This is a genomic window from Gordonia sp. 34D (assembly GCF_056682775.1).
Genome location: NZ_CM155293.1, coordinates 2,471,263 through 2,488,361 on the forward strand (window position 1 = coordinate 2,471,263; position 17,099 = coordinate 2,488,361).

Sequence of the window (17,099 nt, forward strand, 5' to 3'; positions counted from 1 at the left end):
GACACCTAATGTTGACTATATGACAGACACGGTAGGTGATCGGGCGCACGAGCGTCAATCGTCCCCGCCGACTCGTCGCGTCGTTGACGTGATGTCGCTGCTGATCGATCAGGCCGGTGAGTCTTTGACCCTTGCCGAGATCGTGCGCGCCACCAGCATTCCGCGCGGCACCGCGCACGCCATCGCCGCCCAATTATGCGACCTCGGCTGGCTCATCCGCGACGACGCCAACGAATTCCGCCTGGGCCCAGAGTTCTTGACCGCGAGCCGACGCGCGGCGCGCCTTGACATGGTTGCCGCCGCCGCATCCCCGGCACTGAAGTCGCTGGTCGAACTCACCGGCATTCCGACCTTTCTTGCGCGACGCTCGGGTGACGTCATCTCCGTCGCCGATCAGATGATGCCCGAAAACAATCCGGACCAGTGGACGTCGCCCCTGCGACGGATGTCGCTGCGACCGCCACTGTGTCGCGAGTTCGTCGCGTGGGCCCGGCCGACTGAACGCACACACTGGCTGAGCCAGGCTCCCGTAGATCAACGCCCACGCCTGGACGCGGTCCTCACCGCCATCGCCGATCGCGGCTATTCCATCGAGCGGATCACCGGCAACCATCGTGCCATCATCGACACCCTCGGCGACCTGGACGAGATGCCAGCGCACTTACGCGAGCGAATGTCCGAACTCGTATCCGAGTTGTCAGCCATCGACTACCTGCCATCCGAACTCACCGGCGAGGTGGGCGCGGTCAGTGTCGGCGCTCCCATCTTCGACGCCGACGGCACCGTCATCGCATCGTTTGTCTCATGCCCCAACGCGGTAATGCCGGTGGCCGACTTGGCCACCCTCGGCCAGCAAACCCAAGCGGCCGCAGCCAAAGTGACCACCTCAATCTGAGCCTCCAAACAATTCGGCGTATATATTTACAAGTACCGATTGTTTTTATTGAGAGGATGCGCCATGGCCGACGTTGAATTGGATGTTCGCGAGATCCCAAAACCTGCGCGACATCCCAAGATCTTCGGGATCTTCGATTCGCTCGATGTCGGCGAGGCCGTCATCCTCACCAACGACCACGACCCCCGACACCTCCACGATGAGTTCGAGGCAAAACTCCCCGGTGGTTACGGCTGGGACTACGAGATCCGCGAAAAGCGGAACTACCGGATTCGCATTAGCAAGACCACAGCAGCTGCCCCGCCCCGCAAGCTCGGCAATACCGCCGACTTGACCGCAAACGAGGTCGACGCTGCGGACGTCGCCTGGAAGCTCGACTTCGACGACCGGGGCCTCGACTCCAATCTGATCCGCCTGGCACCCGGCGGATCAATCGGTAAGCACAAGGGCGGCGAAGTGGACGTGTTGATTCACGTGATCGCCGGGTCGGGCACGCTCGGCACCGAAGCCGGCGACGTCGACGCCGTCGTTGGCGATCTGCTGTGGCTCCCCAACGGCTCCGAGCGGTCATTCACCGCGGGCCCCGATGGCTTCAGCTACCTGACCGTGCACACCCATCGCGAGCCGTCGCTCACCATTGAGCCGCTCAGCCTTCGCCCGGCGGCAACGTCATGACCTATGTCATCGCCGAACCGTGCGTCGACGTCATGGACCGAGCCTGCGTCGAAGAGTGCCCGGTTGACTGCATCTACGAGGGCGGCCGCGCGCTGTACATCCACCCCGACGAATGCGTGGACTGCGGCGCCTGCGAGCCCGTCTGCCCGGTGGAGGCAATCTTCTACGAGGACGACGTCCCCGACGAGTGGACCCCGTACATCACCGATAACGCCGACTTCTTTGTGCTGACGCTGCCCGGCCAGGACGAGCCTCTCGGCTCTCCCGGTGGTGCCATGAAGCTGGGGCCCATCCCGGCCGACGCCCCGGTGGTCGCACAGGTGCCGCCGCAGAGCGCCGACGAATAGTCATGCGCGCCACCATCCTTAACGCGCTGCGAAACGCCGAGGGGCCGATGACCGTCGCCGACCTGGCGGCGATCACCGGCATCCCCGCCACGACCGTCCGTTTCCATTTGCACTCCCTGATCGACGACGGGGTCGTGGCGGCCGACCCCGAACCGCGATCGGGCCGCGGCCGGCCACGCATGCTGTACCGCTCACATGCGGTCATGGATCCGTCGGGCGCGCGAAATTTTGTGCTGCTCGCCGAGGTGATGGTGGAAGCCCTCGCTGCGGCACCAAACGCCGTCGAACATGCACTGGAAGCCGGACGCGCCTGGGGCGAGCGGCAGGCTGCGACCGGTTCCCACCCAGTAGCCGATTTGGTTGCCACCCTTGATAATTTCGGCTTTGCTCCCGAACCGGCCGGCGACGGCATCCGCCTTAATAGTTGTCCATTCTTGGAACTGGCGAAGTCTCATCCCACCGTCACCTGCGCGGTTCACCGGGGAATCATGCAGGGCGTGCTGGCCTCACACGACACCCCGCTGCGACTAGAAAGACTCGACGCTTTCGTCGACGGCGACCACTGCATGGCCACCCTGACAGGAGAAACTGCGTGAGCCAACCGAGCGTGAAGGTCGACGAATTCACCGTTGCCGGCATGGTGTTCGTAATCGCGGGCGGACTGGTCGCGGCGGCGACCGGACCGCTGAACTGGTCGAAGGGCAGTTGGCTGTCCGCTTTCATGGTGCTGGTGTGCGGCGTTGCCCTGATTGCGATCGGGATTGCTCAGCAGCACAGCACAGAACCGGTGCCGCGCCGAACGCGTCTGGTTCAACTCGGCGGATGGCTCCTCGCCAACGGCCTCGTCGCGGTGGGTGCCCTTGTCGACATCGCGGCACTGACGGCGATCGGGTCGATCTTGCTCCTGGCAATCCTGCTGTTGACCGCCTGGGTTGGCCTCAACCTTGTACGCACACGGCACGCCTGGGCATACGTCTATGTCGCAATCTTGCTGGTTTTGGCGGTCAGCGCCCCCATTGGAATGGCGCTGTCCGTACGGTAACCGCGGCCCGTTCGGGAAATGCACACCTCCCGGCTACCAACCAAGCACTTGCTAGGTTAGAGTCGGAGGTATGAGCAATGCCGTCATCCCGCCAGCCCTGGGGCCCGACGAACTCGGTCCCGACACGTCACCCATCGCGTACGAGACGTCCGGTGCCGTCGCCTACGTGACGCTGAATCGCCCGGACTTCCGCAATGCGCAGAACTCGGTGATGACCTATTCGCTCGACGCCGCCTACCGCAAGGCCGTCGACGACAACAACGTCAAGGTCATCGTGCTGCGCGCCAACGGCAAGCATTTCTCCGCAGGCCACGACATCGGCACCCCCGAACGCGACTTCAACACGTTCTACCCGAATACCGCGACCCTGCACTGGGACCACACCCGCGCCGACGGCGAAGCCCTCGACAGCAACCAGCGCCTCGCCCGCGAGATCGAGGTCTACATGGGCATGTGCCGCCGCTGGCGCGACATTCCCAAGCCCGTCATCGCGCAGGTCCACGGTGCCTGCATCGCCGGCGGCCTGATGCTCGCGTGGTCGGCCGATTTCATCGTCGCCTCCGACGACGCCTTCTTCTCCGATCCCGTCGCCCGCATGGGCATTCCGGGCGTCGAATACTTCGCGCACGCCTACGTGCTCGGTACTCGTCGCGCCAAGGAGATCCTCTTTACCGGCCAGCGCTTCACCGCGGCGCAGGCCCTCGACTGGGGCATGGTGAACCACGTGGTCCCGCGCGATGAGCTCGCCGCCAAGGTCGACGAGCTGTGCGCGCAGATGACCGAGATGCCGATGCAGGGCCTGTTCTTGAGCAAGAAGGCCGTCAATATCTGCGAAGACCAAATGGGCATGCGCAATGCCATGGACTCGGTCTTCGGCTGGCACCACTTTGCCCACGCCGCCAACGACGCCGACTCCGGCGACTCGCTGGGTGGCATGGACGCCAAGAGTATGAAGAACGCTGCTGAGAAGGGTAAAGCCTGATGGACCTGTTGTTCGACGACGCCGCGCAGGCGTTCCGCGCCGAGGTGCGCGCCTGGCTGGCCGAGCACGTGCCCGCCGAGCCACTTCCGTCGATGGACACCGCCGAAGGCTTTGAGGCCCACCGCAAGTGGGAAGCCGAAATGGCTGCCGACCGCATGTCGGTGGTGAGCTGGCCGGAGGAGTTCGGTGGCCGCGACGAGCCGCTGCTGCACTGGCTGATTTTCGAAGAGGAGTACTACCGCTCGGGTGCGCCCGGACGCGTCAGCCAGAACGGCATCTTCCTGCTGGCCCCCACGCTCTTCGAGCACGCGAGCCCCGAGCAGTTGGCGCGCATCATGCCGCGCATGGCCCGTTCGGAAGACATTTGGGGTCAGGCCTGGAGTGAGCCGGAAGCCGGCTCCGACCTGGCGTCGCTGCGTTCGACGGCGACCCGCACCGAGGGCGGCTGGCTGCTCAACGGCCAGAAGACCTGGAGCTCGCGGTCGAGCTTCGCGGACTGGGGTTTCGGCCTGTTCCGCACCAACCCGGATGAGTCGCGCCACAAGGGCATCACATACTTCATGTTCGATCTGAAGGCAGCTGGCGTCACCGTCCGGCCGATCGCTCAGCTCGACGGCGAAGCCGGCTTTGCCGAGCTCTTCCTCGAGGACGTCTTTGTCCCCGACGATCCGGCCGACCCGGCAAACTCCGGCGTCATCGGGCAGGTCGACAACGGCTGGAAGGTCGCGATGAGCACCGCAGCCAACGAGCGTGGACTGTCGTTGCGCTCCCCCGGCCGGTTCCTCGCCGCCACCGACCGTCTGGTCAACCTCTGGAAGGCCAACGGCGCCGACGCGCCGTCGACCGCCGCCACCGACAAGGGCGTCGCCGACGCGTGGATCGGTTCGCGCGCCTACGAGCTGTCGACGTACCAAACCGTGAGCCGTCTGGCCGCTGGCGGACAGCTCGGCATGGAGTCGTCGATCAACAAGGTGTTCTGGTCGCAGTGGGACATTGCCGCCCACGAGACCGCCCTCGACCTGCAGGGCATCGACGCCGAACTGGCCGACCCCTGGATGGACGGCTACCTCTTCTCGCTGTCCGGCCCGATTTACGCCGGCACCAACGAGATTCAGCGCAATGTGATCGCCGAGCGACTTCTCGGCCTGCCCCGCGGAGACCGATAGATCATGGACTTTCTGCTTAACGACATCCACACCGACCTCGCGTCGACCGTCGCCGCCATTGGTGAGAAGGCCGGCGGTTCGTCCGTCGCACGCGCCTGGTCCGAGGGCGATCGTGCTCCCGGCCTGAACGTGTACCGTCAGCTCGCCGAAGCCGGCATCACCGGACTCATCGTCGACGATGAGCTCGGCGGTTCCGGCGCCGGCGCCACCGAAATGGTGGTCGCCGCCGAACAGATCGGTCGCATCGCGCTGCCCGGTCCGGTCGCCGAAACCCTCGCGGCCGTGCCGACCGCACTCGCCGCAGCCGGCGCCACCGATGCGCTCGAGTCGCTGCTCGGCGGTCGTCCCGCGACCATCGGCACCGAGGCCACCGGTTTCCGCGCCGCCAGCCCCACCGACGCCGACGTCTACCTGCTGCGCGACGGCACCCTGTCGTCCGCGAGCATCCTCGCCGAACACGAGTCGGTCGACCCGACTCGCACGCTGGCCGATCTGGCGGCACAGGCTGAACTCGGCTCGGCTGACGCCGCCGCCGTCGCCGACCTGGCAGCCCTCGCGACCGCTGCCGAACTCATCGGCCTCGGATCCGCGATGCTCGATCTCGCCTCCGAATACGCCAAGAGCCGCAAGCAGTTTGGGCGTGCCATCGGCGCGTACCAGGCCGTGAAGCACCACTTGGCCGACGTCGCCGTGGCCGTCGAAATGGCTCGCCCGCTGGTGTGGGGTGCAGCCGTGGGACTCGACGGAAATGCCCCCGATTCGTCGGCGGTCGCCGTCTCGCGTGACATCTCGGCAGCCAAGGTCGCCGCCGCCGACGCCGCCTACCTGGCATCGCGTCGCAGCCTGCAGGTGCTCGGAGCCATCGGCTACACCGCCGAGCACGATCTGTCGCTGTACCTCACCAAAACCCGCGCACTCGTGTCGGCCTGGGGTACCCCGGCCCAGCACCGCGCCCGCATTCTGGAGACACTGTGACGACGCCGGAGGCCATTAGCGCCGAGGACCGAGCGGCCCTCGCCGAGTCGATCCGCGACGTGCTGCGTCGTCGTTCCGATTCGGCCGCGGTGCGTGCCGCCATCACCAACGATGGTCGTATCGATCGCACGCTGTGGGAGACATTGTGCGGTGAGATCGGCGTAGCCGCCCTCGCGGTTCCCGAAGACTACGACGGCGCTGGAGCCAGCCTCGCCGAGACCGCGCTAGCCGTCGAAGAGGTCGGCGCCGTGCTGGCACCGGTCCCCGTGTTCTCGTCGGCGGTGTTGGCTGCGGGCACCGTCATGGCATCGGGCGATACTGAAGCGGCCGCGCGCCTGCTCCCGGACTTCGCGTCGGGCGAGAAGATCGGTGCGCTCTGCTGGGCTAGTGCTTCCGGATGGTCGGTTCCCGGCGTTACGGCAGAGGCCGGATTGCTCTCCGGCACAGCCGAATACGTGATCGACGGTGAGACCGCCGACGTGTTCCTGGTGATCGCTGGTCGGGCGGGCGACGTTGACGCGCCGTTGACGTTGCACGAGGTTCCGGCCGACGCCGAAGGTGTCACCGTGACTCCGCTCCCCCTGCTCGATCCCACGCGCGCCCTGTCGCGGGTGCACTTCGACGAGGTCCCCTCGACCACCATCGCGTCGCCGTCCGACCTCGCCGACCGCGTCCGCACGCTCGCCTGGGCCATGCTTTCAGCTGAGCAGGTCGGCGGTGCCGCACGCGCCGTCGAACTATCCGTGGAGCACACGTCGGCCCGCAAGCAGTTTGGTCGCACGCTGGCGTCTTTCCAGGCACTCAAGCACGCGATGGCCAACATGTACACCTCCGTAGAGACCATGCGGTCTATCTCGGGCGCGGCCATCGACGCCGTCGTGCATCAGCGCCCCGAGGCTGCCGAACTCGCTGCCGCTGCGCATGTCTACTGCTCCGAGCACTACATGTCGGTGACCGGCGAGGCCGTGCAACTGCACGGCGGAATCGGCATCACCTGGGAGCACGACATCGGGCTGTTCTTTAAGCGCGCCCAGGCCGACGCCCAGTTGTTCGGGCAGCCACACGAGGCACTCTCGCTCATCAGCCTGTAACTAGGCAGACCAACAAAGGCCGCTCCGCTGAATGTTCAGCGGAGCGGCCTTCGTCAATTACGGGCCAGGCCTAATAGGAGGGCGCAGGAATCGCGGTCTCGCCAACCTTGATCTTGAACTCGAGCGTGGTGCCTACCAGTCCGGTCGACGTCACGGTGACGGGCAACCACGTTGATCCGCTCCGAAGGGCACAGTTCTGCGTCGCACCCACCTCGGCGATCAACTTTCCTTCGCAGCGGACTTCGTCGGGAGACTGTCCAGCCATCTTCGTCAGTTCTTTGCTGACCGACGTTTCCAGCGTTCGAGCATCGAGACCCGACGCCTCCGACGCTGCCGTCGAAGTCGTCGTTGCCGACGTCACTTCACTCTTCGTGGATCCCTGATCAGAACTCGAGCACCCGACCATCAGCCCTGCACATGCGGCAATCGACCCTACGATGAGTCCCGTTCGTGCGATCCGTACTCTCACTAACTTCGCCTCTCTGCATCGCTCATTGGGTGAGCGTTTACCAAAATCTAAAAAGCGCCTGCATACCAAGCCACAGCCGCCAAAGTTCCCGCCATGAGAAATCCAACGGCAAAGATTGCTGCGACAGCAATCAGCGTCCACTTAAACATGCGCATTGGATCGTCGCTCAATTGGTTATGCCAACCATATTGGACCAGGTTCGAGTAGAGAAACCGCTCTGCTGGCGTATTCGCACTGGCTTCCCATTTACCCGTGGCAGGCTCTTTGACAACAGAGACCGTTGTGGACTTCCCTTGACCGCTGGCCAGCACGAATGGTCGAGATACCCCATCGGCTGGCGATGTTCGAGGACCTGCAAAATGGTCGCCTACTCCTTGCTGTTCCCAGACTTGCACCTGATCAAAGGTGTAGGAATGCGAGGCCGGATCGAGGCGCACTGTCAAAGTCTCATCGGGGGTCTTAACCCTAAATTCGGTGTCAGAGACCACCTCAAAGACGATGCCCTGCGCCTCGGCAACGCTTCGCAAACGCGTGATCGCACCCTCAACCGATTCACCCGCGCCCGCCACTTGCGGTGCCGCCGGGTTAGTTTGAGACACCGGAACTCCCTGGGGAATTTGAGAGTTTCTGAGTGTTAGGTGCAACCGGAGTCGACCGCGCGGGTTGTGCCACCTGCGGCGGCGCTGGCGTCGGTTGTTCGACAGGCCTTCTCAATTTCGGCGTCATAAAGTTTGCTCCCCATCCACTCCACTGTCCGCTTGGACCCGTCCCCGACGTGTCTGCGATTAGCGATTTTCCGTAATGCGCTGCGGCCCAACCTATCACCCGACCCGGGGCAGCCCTGACCGGGTTTCAATAGCGATCAACCTTGTTGACACACCCGCTCACAAGCGGCGTTGGTAAAGTTCTAGACTGACTATTCAGCCAAATATGAATGTATGTGGGTCGAACTCAATTCACCTCTGCCCCTTAGGGCGACAAATTAGCCCCCGGTCACGGTCAACACAATCAGCACCACATTCAGCACCACGATCGCGAAAGCTGCTGCCGCTGAACCCCAGCGAAGCCAAGGTCCATCAATAAACTGGCCCATCATGGCCTTGTTAGACGTGTAGCGACGCAACGGGATGATCGCGAACGGGATACCGAAACTCAAGACCACCTGCGAGATCACCAGCGCCGTCGTCGGATCGATGCCGGCTGCCAGGATGATGACCGCGGGAATGAGCGTGACCGAGCGTCGCACCAGCATCGGGATCTGCTTCTTCAACAAACCTTCCATGATGGAGCCGCCAGCGTAGGCACCCACTGAAGTCGAGGCAATCCCGGAGGCCAGCAAGCCGACCGCAAAGACCGCAGCGACGACGGGGCCGAGCGCATCGCCAACCGCAGCATGCGCACCTTCGATACTGTCGGTCCCTTCGCGGCCGTACAGACTCGTCGCGGCGAGCACCAGCAGCGCAATATTGACGGTGCCAGCAATCACCAACGCGATCACCACATCAACCCGAGTGATCGACAGCAGTTTGCGGGTCCGTCGCTCATTGTCAGGCAACCCGTGCCGGTCGATGACGAGCGTCGAATGCAAATAGATCGCGTGCGGCATCACCGTCGCGCCCAGCATCGACGCCGCCAGCAGCACCGTTTCCGCGCCAGCCAACCGTGGGACCATGCCGTTCACGAGGCCGCCGACGTCCGGTGGGTTCACCAGCAGGCCCGACACAAAACCAATCACGATGATCGCCAGCAAACCGATGATCACGAACTCAAACCGTCGCTGCCTGCGCCGATTCGCCATCGTCAGCAAAGCCATCGACACCACGCCAACAATCACACCGCCCACCGGCAGCGGCAAACCAAACAGCAGATTCAAGGCAATGGCGCCGCCGATCACCTCGGCGATATCGGTGGCGCCAGCAACCAATTCCGCCTGCCCCCAAAACAGTAGGCGGGACCGCTGGGGCAGTCGTAGGCCGAGGGTCTGAGGCAGGGACTTCCCGGTGACCACGCCCAGCTTCGCCGACTGGTACTGCACCATCACCGCCATCACATTGGCCACCAGAAGCACCCAAACCAGCAGGTAGCCGTACTTGGCGCCCGCAGTGATGTTGGCCGCGACGTTACCGGGATCGACGTAGGCAATCGCGGCGACAAATGCCGGACCCATGAGTCCGGCAGCACGCGCGAGGCTTCGTCGACGTCCCGGTTGCAGCATTATTTGAGGGTAGCCGGTAGCTTTAGTTTCGGCCAACCGAAATTAGGTATGAGGTGCGTCATGACGACGTCGTCGTGGGCGAACCGCACCCCAAAGACTCCGCCAACGCCGATATGTAGTAACCACAAGGAGAGAGATTCTCTTTTGTGAAGGGACGTCACATGGTCGACGCAACACCCCAGCCGTTCGTAGTCAGGTCAGGCGAACTCGAACTCCGTGGCGATCACTGGCCAGCCACCGGGTCCGGCTCCGGCACCACCCCCGCGCTCCTCCTCCACGGCGGCGGCCAAACACGGCATTCGTGGGACCGCACCGCCGCAGCTCTCGCCTCCCGCGGTCGTGAGGTGTACACGCTCGACGCGCGCGGCCACGGCGACAGCAGTTGGGCCGCCGATGGAAACTACGGACTCGAAGGGTTTGTCGACGATCTGCGCAACATCCTGTCGACGTCGCCCGCGAAGCCGGTCGTCATTGGCGCCTCACTGGGTGGCATCACAGCCCTGTGCACCGCCGGCGAGGACGAGGATGCGGTAGCTGCGCTGGTGATGGTCGACGTCGTCGTCGATGTGGAGCAGAAGGGCATCGACCGCATCAAAGCCTTTATGACCGACCACGTCGACGGTTTTGACACTCTCGACGATGTTGCCGACGCGATTGCCGCTTACAACCCGGCGCGCCAGCGAACCAAGAACCTAGAGGGCCTCAAGAAGAACGTCCGCCAACGGGAGGACGGTCGTTGGTACTGGCATTGGGATCCCGAGTTCATTCACTCCGGTGAAGGCGACGAGCCGCGTCGACACACCGATCCGGTCCGCCTGGCTGCCGCTGCCCGCCAGGTTTCGGTCCCGACGCTCGTCGTACGTGGCGGAAAGTCGGATGTGGTGAGCGATGCCGGCATCGCATCGATGAAGCGTCTCGTCCCCCACGCCGAGATCGCCGACGTCTCCGGTGCCGGTCACATGGTCGCGGGCGACGACAACGAAGTCTTCGCCGCCGCCATCGAGGCCTTCCTCGACCGTAACGGCCTGTAGGCCCATCAGACAGCCCCCAAAAAACGCGGTTTATCCGCCCCCGAATTCCCCCTTTTCTGTCACATCCGACACGAAATCGTCAGTCGTTCCGTCACCGACCGTGGCGTGTCGTGACGGAACGGTCGAATCGTGACAGAAAAGGGGCGGAGCGGAGCGGAGAAACGCGGGGAAACCGGCGGGGCGGGGGCGGAGAAAACCCGGCTACGCGAAGGCGGCCTGGACCTGCTCGGTAGTGAGGCCGTAGTCCGCTAAGGAGTACTTGTGTTGGGGACGACGGTCGCCGGACTGGGAGTCCTTGTCGAGATCCTCCATAGCTTCGCGGGCCGCCGGCGTGAACTCGGTGCCGACCGCGTCGTACACGCGTTGGACGGTGCCGAACGGATCCGACCGCAAGTCAGCGAAGTCGACGTCCACAAACTGGGCGGGATCGTACTTTTGGCGTGCCTGCGAGAACGACTTGAGTCCCCGCGACCACAAGTCCAACTGGGTCTCGCCGATACTGCTGCCGGTAAACGCCGTCGAATAGCCCTCGGTCGCATGCTCGGCCAGGCTGCACATTGACGCAATGATCGTCTCCGGCGCGCGGTGCGTCTGCACGACGATCGCATCCGGATACACCTTCATCAGGGCGTCGAGCGAGAACAGATGGCTCGGGTTCTTGAGCACCCAACGACGGTCCTGATCGTTGAGCCCGATCAGCTGCAAGTTGCGACGGTGCCGCTCAAATGCGGGGGTCCAATCCTGCTTGGCCAGCCACGCCGAGTACGACGGGATGTGCGCCAGAGACTCGTACGAGATTGACGTCAAGGACTGCCGCAGCAACTGCCAGCACTCCTCAACCTCGCCCGCACTCATATAGTGCAGGCCCATAAACTCCGGGTTCTCGACGTGATGCTGAGACAGCCCAGCGTTGATCTGCTGGTAGACGGGATTGGCGTCCCACAACTCGCGCGGCGGGCGCGGCTGCGGGAACTCCGTGAGCCACATTTCGAGCCCCTGGTTGGCGGGGTCGGCGGCCAGCAGGCGATGCAGCGCGGTAGTGCCGGTGCGCGGAAGTCCGGTCACGAACACCGGGCGCTTGATCTCAACGTCGGCGTAGCCCGGATTGTTCTTCCAACCGGCCTCGCTGAGCAGCCGCGCAATCAGCGCACCCTTGAGGAAGTAGCGGAACATCTTGCTGCCGGTGGGGGTTAGTTCTGCTTCGTCGCGGTACGAGTCGAGAAGCACCTGCAAACCTTCGAGGTACTCCGACCGATCGCCAAAATCATCTAAACCGACTGTGCGAGTGGCTGATTCATGCAGTTCGTCGACTTCCCCAACCAGGGTTCGCGCCTCAGACATGGTATTCACCGCAGTTCACGTCCAGGGTCTGACCGGTAATGGACCGCGACATGCTCGACGCGAAGAACACGACCGCATCGGCGATCTCATCCGGTTCCGGAAGCCGCTTCAAATCGCTGCGCGACGCCGTCTGCTCGTAGACCTGTTCCGGGGTGATTCCGTACTTTTTGGCGACCTCGCCGAAGTACCACTTCAGCTGGTCGTCCCAGATGTAGCCGGGCACCACGCTGTTGATGCGAATACCGTCGCTGCCGAGCTCACTCGCCAGTGTCTGCGACATCGCCAGCAGCGCCGACTTCGCGATCTTGTAGCTGCCGTAGCGCGGCTCGGAATGCCTAACCACCATCGAGTTCACGTTGACGATGGCACCGTCGTTCTCGGCGAGCGCCAGCGTGAACGCCTTGATGACTCGCAGTGTGCCGAGGACCGTCAGGTTCAAGCTATCGGTGATCTGGTCAAAGTCCGTGCGCCCCAACGGCTTCATCGACGGAATGGCGAAGGCATTGTTAACCAGGGCATCAACCCGACCGAACTCGGCGACGGTGCGCTCAACGAGGTTCTGCACGGCGGCCTCGTCGGTGATATCCGTCGGCACGGTCAGCGCCTGGCCGCCAGCAGCCCGAATCTCGTCGGCGATCTCCGCCAACCGTGACTCGGTGCGGGCAGCCAGCACGACCTTCGCTCCGGCCGCGGCCGACTTCAGGCACACCGAGCGCCCCAGTGCCGGCCCCACACCCGATACGACGACCACTTTGCCGTCGAGTAGTCCAGTCATCGAAAAAGCCCTCCTAGAACAGGCACCAAAGTCAGACAGGCACCAAAGCGAATGCGGTAGCGGAGACTAGCCGAGCATCCGGCGGGCAAAAGCTCGCTGCCGGACGGCAATTCGCTCGGACCAGCCGGGATCGTCGATCTGATTATCAGCAAAGTACGGCAAATGCGCAGCCACATCGGCATCATCGACCACCACGGCACTGGGACCGAGTTCGGGTGTCACGGGATTGTCGATTCGCTGCCACCGGAACTGCAAAATGCCGCGGCGGCGACCGGTGGTTTCGATCCAGTTGGCGATGCCCGGATTATTCTCGGAAATCACCATGCGGATCATGCCGTCCGGGTCCACCTGGGCCTGGGCCGAGTTCAACGACGTCTGGTGGTTTACGTAGTCGAGGGAGATGTACCACATGCTTCCGAGCTGAAAACCCTGGTACGGGGCCTGCGATTTCGGCACCGTCACGACCATCGCCTTACCGGCGGGGAGGTCGTAGTGGCCGACGGACGAGAACTGCGTCGACAGTCCGCCCGGCGTGCTGCGCGGCGCGGTAAAGGTGTTGACCGGCTCGTCCAGGTAGAACCACTTCGGGAAGTTGAACCAGGTATTGATGCGGGTGGTGAGCATCTTGGCGGCGATCGCGTAGCGTCGGGCCATCCGTGCCGTCGTTAGCTCTGCGGGGACCGTCCCGACGGTGTCGACACGTTCGATGGTGACCGAACCGCGCGTCTGCGTCGCCCAGTCGCCGTAAACCTCGCGGACCGCCAGCATGGACGCGCCCTCGCCGAGCACAAAGTAGTCGGCGGGCGGATTGTCGATCGCCGGACCAAAGGTGAGTTCAAAGCTGCCGTCGTCGGCGATGGTGATGCGACGATCGTCGAATGCCCCGTCACCACCGGGCACCTTGGTGGCCGTGTAATCACCGCGCAGCACCTGAAAACTGAGGTCAGCGGTGTTTCCCCGAACGCCGCGTACCACATAGGTAGCTTCGGGCACCACGGTCGCGTGGTAGTAGATCGTGTCGGGATTGTCGAGGCCCATCTTGGCGTATGGACCGGTAGACGTGACGAAGTACGGGTGCGCTTTGTCGTGGGCGCGAGCCAAATCGAGGATCGACGCGATGCTGCCCGAGAGATACTCAAGCCCCTCGGCGCGATCCGCGTCGGTCTCGGCAAACTCGGCACCCAAAACCATGGCCTCGGCTTCAGCAATCGCGGCGGTGAAAGGTGCCGTGATTGCACTCGGGGCACTCGTTTCGACCGTCACAGCCAGGTGTCCCCGTCGTTCCAGGTGAGGAAGTTTTCGAGTTCTGCCTTGGCAGGTGTGACGCGGGGGTGCTCGGTCGACAGGTAACCACCGCGGTAGAACAGCAGCGGCTTGTCTTGGACTACTTCGCCGAGCGTCAGCGCGCGGCCGATGACGACCCAGTGGTCGCCGCCGTCGCTGACGGAGTCGACGGAGCACTCAACCCAGGTGAGGTTGTTGCGCAGGACCGGCAGCCCGGCGGGCGACGGATCCCAAGCGATGCTTCTGAACTTATCCGAACCCGGTGCACCAAACGTCGCACTGACGTCCTCCTGCCGGTTCGACAGAATATTGACGACGAATTTGCCGTTGGCTTCGATGAGCGGCCAGGTGCCCGAGGTCTTCATCGGGCAAAAAACGATGAGCGGCGGATCCAGCGAGAGCGCCGCAAACGACTGGCAGGCAAAGCCCGCAGGCTTCCCGTCAGGATCGAGGGTCGTAATCACCGTCACCCCCGTACAGAACTGACCCATGGCAGTGCGGAACTGCCTGGAGTTGAAATCGTCGGTCCCGTACGGGGATGTCGGTGCCATCGAGTGCCCTCTACTTCATTCCGATAGTGAAATCGTGACCCCACAGGCTAACTGCCGTGGACTCGCGCGCGATCCATTCATTGTCATCTACAGTGCGACCCTCGCAACCGAATTCGATGTCGAACCCGCCCGGAGTCTTCATGTAGAACGACAGCATCAGGTCGTTCACGTGGCGACCCAAAGTTGCTGACATTGGCACCTTTTTGCGCAAGGCGCGGTCGTGGGCGAGACCGACATCGTCGGAGTTTTCGACCTCAACCATGAGGTGCACGATGCCCGTGCTGTTCGGGATCGGCAGGAATGCCAGCGAGTGGTGACGCGGGTTGCAGCCGAAGAACCGCAGCCATGCCGGTTCTTCACCTTCGGCCCGCCCGACCACCTGCGGAGGCAGTCGCATCGAGTCGCGGAGTCGGAAGCCGAGGACGTCGCGGTAGAACGCGAGAGCCTTGGCGTCGTCGGTCGTGGTCAGGACCACGTGGCCCAGACCCTGCTCGGCGGTGACGAAGGTGTGACCGTACGGGCTCACCACACGACGGTGCTGCAAGGCGACACCGTGGAACGCTTCGAGCACATTGCCGTCGGGGTCGGCGAAAACGATGAGCTCGTCGACGCGGCGGTCCGCGCGCTCTTCGTCGGTGCCTTCACGGAACTCGACGCCCGCGGCGGCGAGGTTGTCACGCACTTGCTGCAGTCCGGCGGCGGTCGCGCACTCCCAGCCCGAGCAGGCCAGGTGATCGCGATCGGAGGGGACGATAACCAGGCGCGCCGGGAAATCGTCCATCCGCAGGTAGAGGGCACCGGGGATAGACCCGGAACCTTCCACCATGCCGAGGACCTTCAGACCGTATTCGCGCCACGCATCCATGTCGGTGGCATCAATGCGCATGTAACCGAGTGACCGGATGGGGCTCTGGTCGTCAGACATCTACTGTCTTCCTCTTATCTAGTAGGTGTTTTCTCGAGCCGATTAGACCATCGTGTCGCCGATGGGGAGACCGAACTCCCCGTTACCGAATGCGACGTAGGCGCGCTCGGCGTCGTTGGCGGCGTGGACGCGGCCCGCGTGGGCGTCGCGCCAGAAACGCTGAATCGGGGTGCCGTTCTCAAGGGCGTGCGCACCCGAGTTTTCAAACAGCAGGTCGATCGAGTCGATGGCGCGACCGGTGGCGCGGACCTGGTCGCGGCGAGCAGCCAGACGCAGTTCCATCGGCACCTCTTCGCCGGCGACGATGAGGTCGTACTCATCCTGCAGGTTGCCCGACAGCTGGCGCCATGCGGCGTCGATGTCGCTAGCGGCTGCTGCGAGGCGGACCTTCGAGAACGGATCGTCCTTGGCCTTCTCGCCAGCGTAGGCGGCGCGGACGCGCTTGCCCTGGTGCTCGACGTGAGCGGTGTAGGTGCCGTAGGCCATTCCGACGATGGGTGTCGAGATGGTCGACGGGTGGATGGTGCCCCAAGGCATCTTGTAGACGGGGGCGGTGTTCTTCTCCAGGCCGGGCGCTTCACCCATGCTCATGGCGCGGAAGCTCAGCATGCGGTGGGTCGGGACGAAGACGTCCTTAACCTCGATGGTGTTGGAACCGGTGCCGCGGAGGCCGACGACGTTCCAGACGTCCTTGATGTTGTAGTCGCTGCGCGGGATCAGGAAGCTGACGAAGTCGACCGGCTTGCCGTCCTTGATCACCGGGCCACCGACGACCACCCAGTCGGCGATGTCGCAACCGGACGACCAAGCCCAGGATCCGTTGACCTTGTAGCCACCCTCGACGACCTCGCCCATACCCATCGGCGCGTACGAGGAGGAGATGCGGACGCTGGTGTCTTCGCCCCAGACGTCTTCCTGTGCCTGCTGGCTGAAGAGTGCGAGGTGCCAGTTGTGGACGCCGACGATTCCTGCGACCCAACCGGTGGAGCCACATGCGGTGGCGAGACGACGGACGGCCTCATAGAAGGTGACCGGGTCGGTCTGGTAGCCGCCCCACTGCTCGGGTTGCAGGAGCTTGAAGAAGCCCGTCTCTTCAACGAGAGTGGCGACCTCGTCGGGGATGCGTCGTGCATCTTCGGTGGACTGCGCGCGTGCGGCCAACTCCGGCAGCAATGCGTCGATCTTGTCCAGAACCTGTTGTGCGGCTTCGCTTCGCTGTGCTGCCATGAGGGTTGCTCCTGTTCGTCTTGGCGTCGAATTTCTACTAATATTAGAACACGTTCTCATTCAAAACTAGAACACGTTCTCATTTTGACGTAATTGTGCTCTAGTATC

19 protein-coding genes are annotated in these 17,099 nt (G+C 63.6%); 10 read left to right on the forward strand and 9 right to left on the reverse strand.

The features are described from left to right. Positions 1 to 19: 19 nt before the first annotated feature. The 9 genes from AC1L34_RS11445 to AC1L34_RS11485 all read left to right on the forward strand — a co-directional run bounded on the left by AC1L34_RS11445 (position 20) and on the right by AC1L34_RS11485 (position 7,173). A complete protein-coding gene (locus AC1L34_RS11445) occupies positions 20 to 895 on the forward strand; it encodes an IclR family transcriptional regulator (protein WP_424295880.1) in 876 nt (291 codons plus the stop codon). A 63-nt stretch (positions 896 to 958) separates the two neighbouring features. Continuing rightward, a complete protein-coding gene (locus tag AC1L34_RS11450; protein WP_424295882.1) occupies positions 959 to 1,570 on the forward strand; it encodes a DUF2249 domain-containing protein in 612 nt (203 codons plus the stop codon). Continuing rightward, complete coding sequence (gene fdxA / locus AC1L34_RS11455; protein WP_424295884.1) at positions 1,567 to 1,917, forward strand: ferredoxin; 351 nt, start codon at positions 1,567 to 1,569, stop codon at positions 1,915 to 1,917. The genes AC1L34_RS11450 and fdxA overlap by 4 nt, the downstream gene beginning before the upstream one ends. A gap of 2 nt (positions 1,918 to 1,919) precedes the next feature. Then, on the forward strand, positions 1,920 to 2,513 hold the full coding sequence (locus AC1L34_RS11460) for a helix-turn-helix transcriptional regulator (protein WP_424295886.1): 594 nt from the start codon (positions 1,920 to 1,922) through the stop codon (positions 2,511 to 2,513). Then, complete coding sequence (locus AC1L34_RS11465) at positions 2,510 to 2,959, forward strand: hypothetical protein (protein WP_424295888.1); 450 nt, start codon at positions 2,510 to 2,512, stop codon at positions 2,957 to 2,959. Before AC1L34_RS11460 ends, AC1L34_RS11465 begins: the two co-directional genes overlap by 4 nt. A 70-nt stretch (positions 2,960 to 3,029) precedes the next feature. Next, entirely contained in the window at positions 3,030 to 3,941 is a 912-nt protein-coding gene (locus AC1L34_RS11470) for an enoyl-CoA hydratase (protein WP_424295890.1), read from the forward strand. Beyond that, entirely contained in the window at positions 3,941 to 5,107 is a 1,167-nt protein-coding gene (locus AC1L34_RS11475) for an acyl-CoA dehydrogenase family protein (protein ID WP_424325349.1), read from the forward strand. Before AC1L34_RS11470 ends, AC1L34_RS11475 begins: the two co-directional genes overlap by 1 nt. Positions 5,108 to 5,110: 3 nt before the next feature. Beyond that, positions 5,111 to 6,082 carry an acyl-CoA dehydrogenase family protein gene (locus AC1L34_RS11480; protein ID WP_480034793.1) on the forward strand — a complete coding sequence of 324 codons (972 nt, stop codon included), beginning with the start codon at positions 5,111 to 5,113 and terminating at the stop codon, positions 6,080 to 6,082. Beyond that, positions 6,079 to 7,173: an acyl-CoA dehydrogenase family protein gene (locus tag AC1L34_RS11485; RefSeq protein ID WP_480034794.1), complete on the forward strand. Its 1,095-nt coding sequence runs from the start codon at positions 6,079 to 6,081 to the stop codon at positions 7,171 to 7,173. Before AC1L34_RS11480 ends, AC1L34_RS11485 begins: the two co-directional genes overlap by 4 nt. Before the next feature lie 70 nt (positions 7,174 to 7,243). On the opposite strand, the gene AC1L34_RS11490 is transcribed toward AC1L34_RS11485, so the two are convergent. From AC1L34_RS11490 to AC1L34_RS11500, 3 genes are all read right to left on the reverse strand, one after another. Then, positions 7,244 to 7,534, reverse strand: a complete 291-nt coding sequence (locus tag AC1L34_RS11490) for a DUF4333 domain-containing protein (protein ID WP_424324147.1) — start codon at positions 7,532 to 7,534, stop codon at positions 7,244 to 7,246. 155 nt (positions 7,535 to 7,689) lie between these two features. Then, positions 7,690 to 8,241, reverse strand: coding sequence for a hypothetical protein (locus tag AC1L34_RS11495; protein ID WP_424325351.1), 552 nt, complete (start codon positions 8,239 to 8,241; stop codon positions 7,690 to 7,692). A 383-nt stretch (positions 8,242 to 8,624) separates the two neighbouring features. Next, a complete protein-coding gene (locus AC1L34_RS11500) occupies positions 8,625 to 9,857 on the reverse strand; it encodes an Nramp family divalent metal transporter (RefSeq protein ID WP_480034795.1) in 1,233 nt (410 codons plus the stop codon). Between the two features lie 161 nt (positions 9,858 to 10,018). On the opposite strand from AC1L34_RS11500, the gene AC1L34_RS11505 reads away from it, so the two are divergent. Further along, positions 10,019 to 10,888 (forward strand): alpha/beta fold hydrolase, encoded by an 870-nt coding sequence (locus AC1L34_RS11505; protein ID WP_424296134.1) that lies wholly within the window; start codon positions 10,019 to 10,021, stop codon positions 10,886 to 10,888. Between the two features lie 201 nt (positions 10,889 to 11,089). Here AC1L34_RS11505 and AC1L34_RS11510 read toward each other — a convergent pair whose 3' ends face one another. The 6 genes from AC1L34_RS11510 to hsaA form a co-directional block, all read right to left on the reverse strand. Next, the gene (locus tag AC1L34_RS11510) at positions 11,090 to 12,229 is read right to left on the reverse strand and encodes a sulfotransferase family protein (protein WP_480034796.1); all 1,140 of its coding nucleotides are present in this window, start codon (positions 12,227 to 12,229) and stop codon (positions 11,090 to 11,092) included. Then, on the reverse strand, positions 12,222 to 13,004 hold the full coding sequence (locus tag AC1L34_RS11515) for an SDR family oxidoreductase (protein ID WP_480034797.1): 783 nt from the start codon (positions 13,002 to 13,004) through the stop codon (positions 12,222 to 12,224). The genes AC1L34_RS11510 and AC1L34_RS11515 overlap by 8 nt, the downstream gene beginning before the upstream one ends. A gap of 66 nt (positions 13,005 to 13,070) precedes the next feature. Continuing rightward, positions 13,071 to 14,273, reverse strand: a complete 1,203-nt coding sequence (locus AC1L34_RS11520; protein ID WP_424296167.1) for a hypothetical protein — start codon at positions 14,271 to 14,273, stop codon at positions 13,071 to 13,073. Next, entirely contained in the window at positions 14,264 to 14,839 is a 576-nt protein-coding gene (hsaB, locus tag AC1L34_RS11525; RefSeq protein ID WP_424296140.1) for a 3-hydroxy-9,10-secoandrosta-1,3,5(10)-triene-9,17-dione monooxygenase reductase subunit, read from the reverse strand. The genes AC1L34_RS11520 and hsaB overlap by 10 nt, the downstream gene beginning before the upstream one ends. 10 nt (positions 14,840 to 14,849) lie before the next feature. After that, positions 14,850 to 15,764, reverse strand: coding sequence for an iron-dependent extradiol dioxygenase HsaC (gene hsaC, locus AC1L34_RS11530; protein WP_424296142.1), 915 nt, complete (start codon positions 15,762 to 15,764; stop codon positions 14,850 to 14,852). A gap of 42 nt (positions 15,765 to 15,806) precedes the next feature. Further along, the gene (hsaA, locus tag AC1L34_RS11535) at positions 15,807 to 16,991 is read right to left on the reverse strand and encodes a 3-hydroxy-9,10-secoandrosta-1,3,5(10)-triene-9,17-dione monooxygenase oxygenase subunit (RefSeq protein WP_424322267.1); all 1,185 of its coding nucleotides are present in this window, start codon (positions 16,989 to 16,991) and stop codon (positions 15,807 to 15,809) included. Positions 16,992 to 17,099 lie beyond the last annotated feature (108 nt).

What these genes read in the sequence shown, in the direction of transcription:
- AC1L34_RS11445 (WP_424295880.1), top strand. Translation starts at nt 20, where the DNA reads ATGACAGACACGGTAGGTGATCGGGCGCACGAGCGTCAATCGTCCCCG.
- AC1L34_RS11450 (WP_424295882.1), top strand. Translation starts at nt 959, where the DNA reads ATGGCCGACGTTGAATTGGATGTTCGCGAGATCCCAAAACCTGCGCGA.
- fdxA (WP_424295884.1), top strand. Translation starts at nt 1,567, where the DNA reads ATGACCTATGTCATCGCCGAACCGTGCGTCGACGTCATGGACCGAGCC.
- AC1L34_RS11460 (WP_424295886.1), top strand. Translation starts at nt 1,920, where the DNA reads ATGCGCGCCACCATCCTTAACGCGCTGCGAAACGCCGAGGGGCCGATG.
- AC1L34_RS11470 (WP_424295890.1), top strand. Translation starts at nt 3,030, where the DNA reads ATGAGCAATGCCGTCATCCCGCCAGCCCTGGGGCCCGACGAACTCGGT.
- AC1L34_RS11475 (WP_424325349.1), top strand. Translation starts at nt 3,941, where the DNA reads ATGGACCTGTTGTTCGACGACGCCGCGCAGGCGTTCCGCGCCGAGGTG.
- AC1L34_RS11480 (WP_480034793.1), top strand. Translation starts at nt 5,111, where the DNA reads ATGGACTTTCTGCTTAACGACATCCACACCGACCTCGCGTCGACCGTC.
- AC1L34_RS11500 (WP_480034795.1), bottom strand. Translation starts at nt 9,857, where the DNA reads ATGCTGCAACCGGGACGTCGACGAAGCCTCGCGCGTGCTGCCGGACTC.
- AC1L34_RS11505 (WP_424296134.1), top strand. Translation starts at nt 10,019, where the DNA reads ATGGTCGACGCAACACCCCAGCCGTTCGTAGTCAGGTCAGGCGAACTC.
- AC1L34_RS11510 (WP_480034796.1), bottom strand. Translation starts at nt 12,229, where the DNA reads ATGTCTGAGGCGCGAACCCTGGTTGGGGAAGTCGACGAACTGCATGAA.
- AC1L34_RS11515 (WP_480034797.1), bottom strand. Translation starts at nt 13,004, where the DNA reads ATGACTGGACTACTCGACGGCAAAGTGGTCGTCGTATCGGGTGTGGGG.
- hsaB (WP_424296140.1), bottom strand. Translation starts at nt 14,839, where the DNA reads ATGGCACCGACATCCCCGTACGGGACCGACGATTTCAACTCCAGGCAG.
- hsaC (WP_424296142.1), bottom strand. Translation starts at nt 15,764, where the DNA reads ATGTCTGACGACCAGAGCCCCATCCGGTCACTCGGTTACATGCGCATT.
- hsaA (WP_424322267.1), bottom strand. Translation starts at nt 16,991, where the DNA reads ATGGCAGCACAGCGAAGCGAAGCCGCACAACAGGTTCTGGACAAGATC.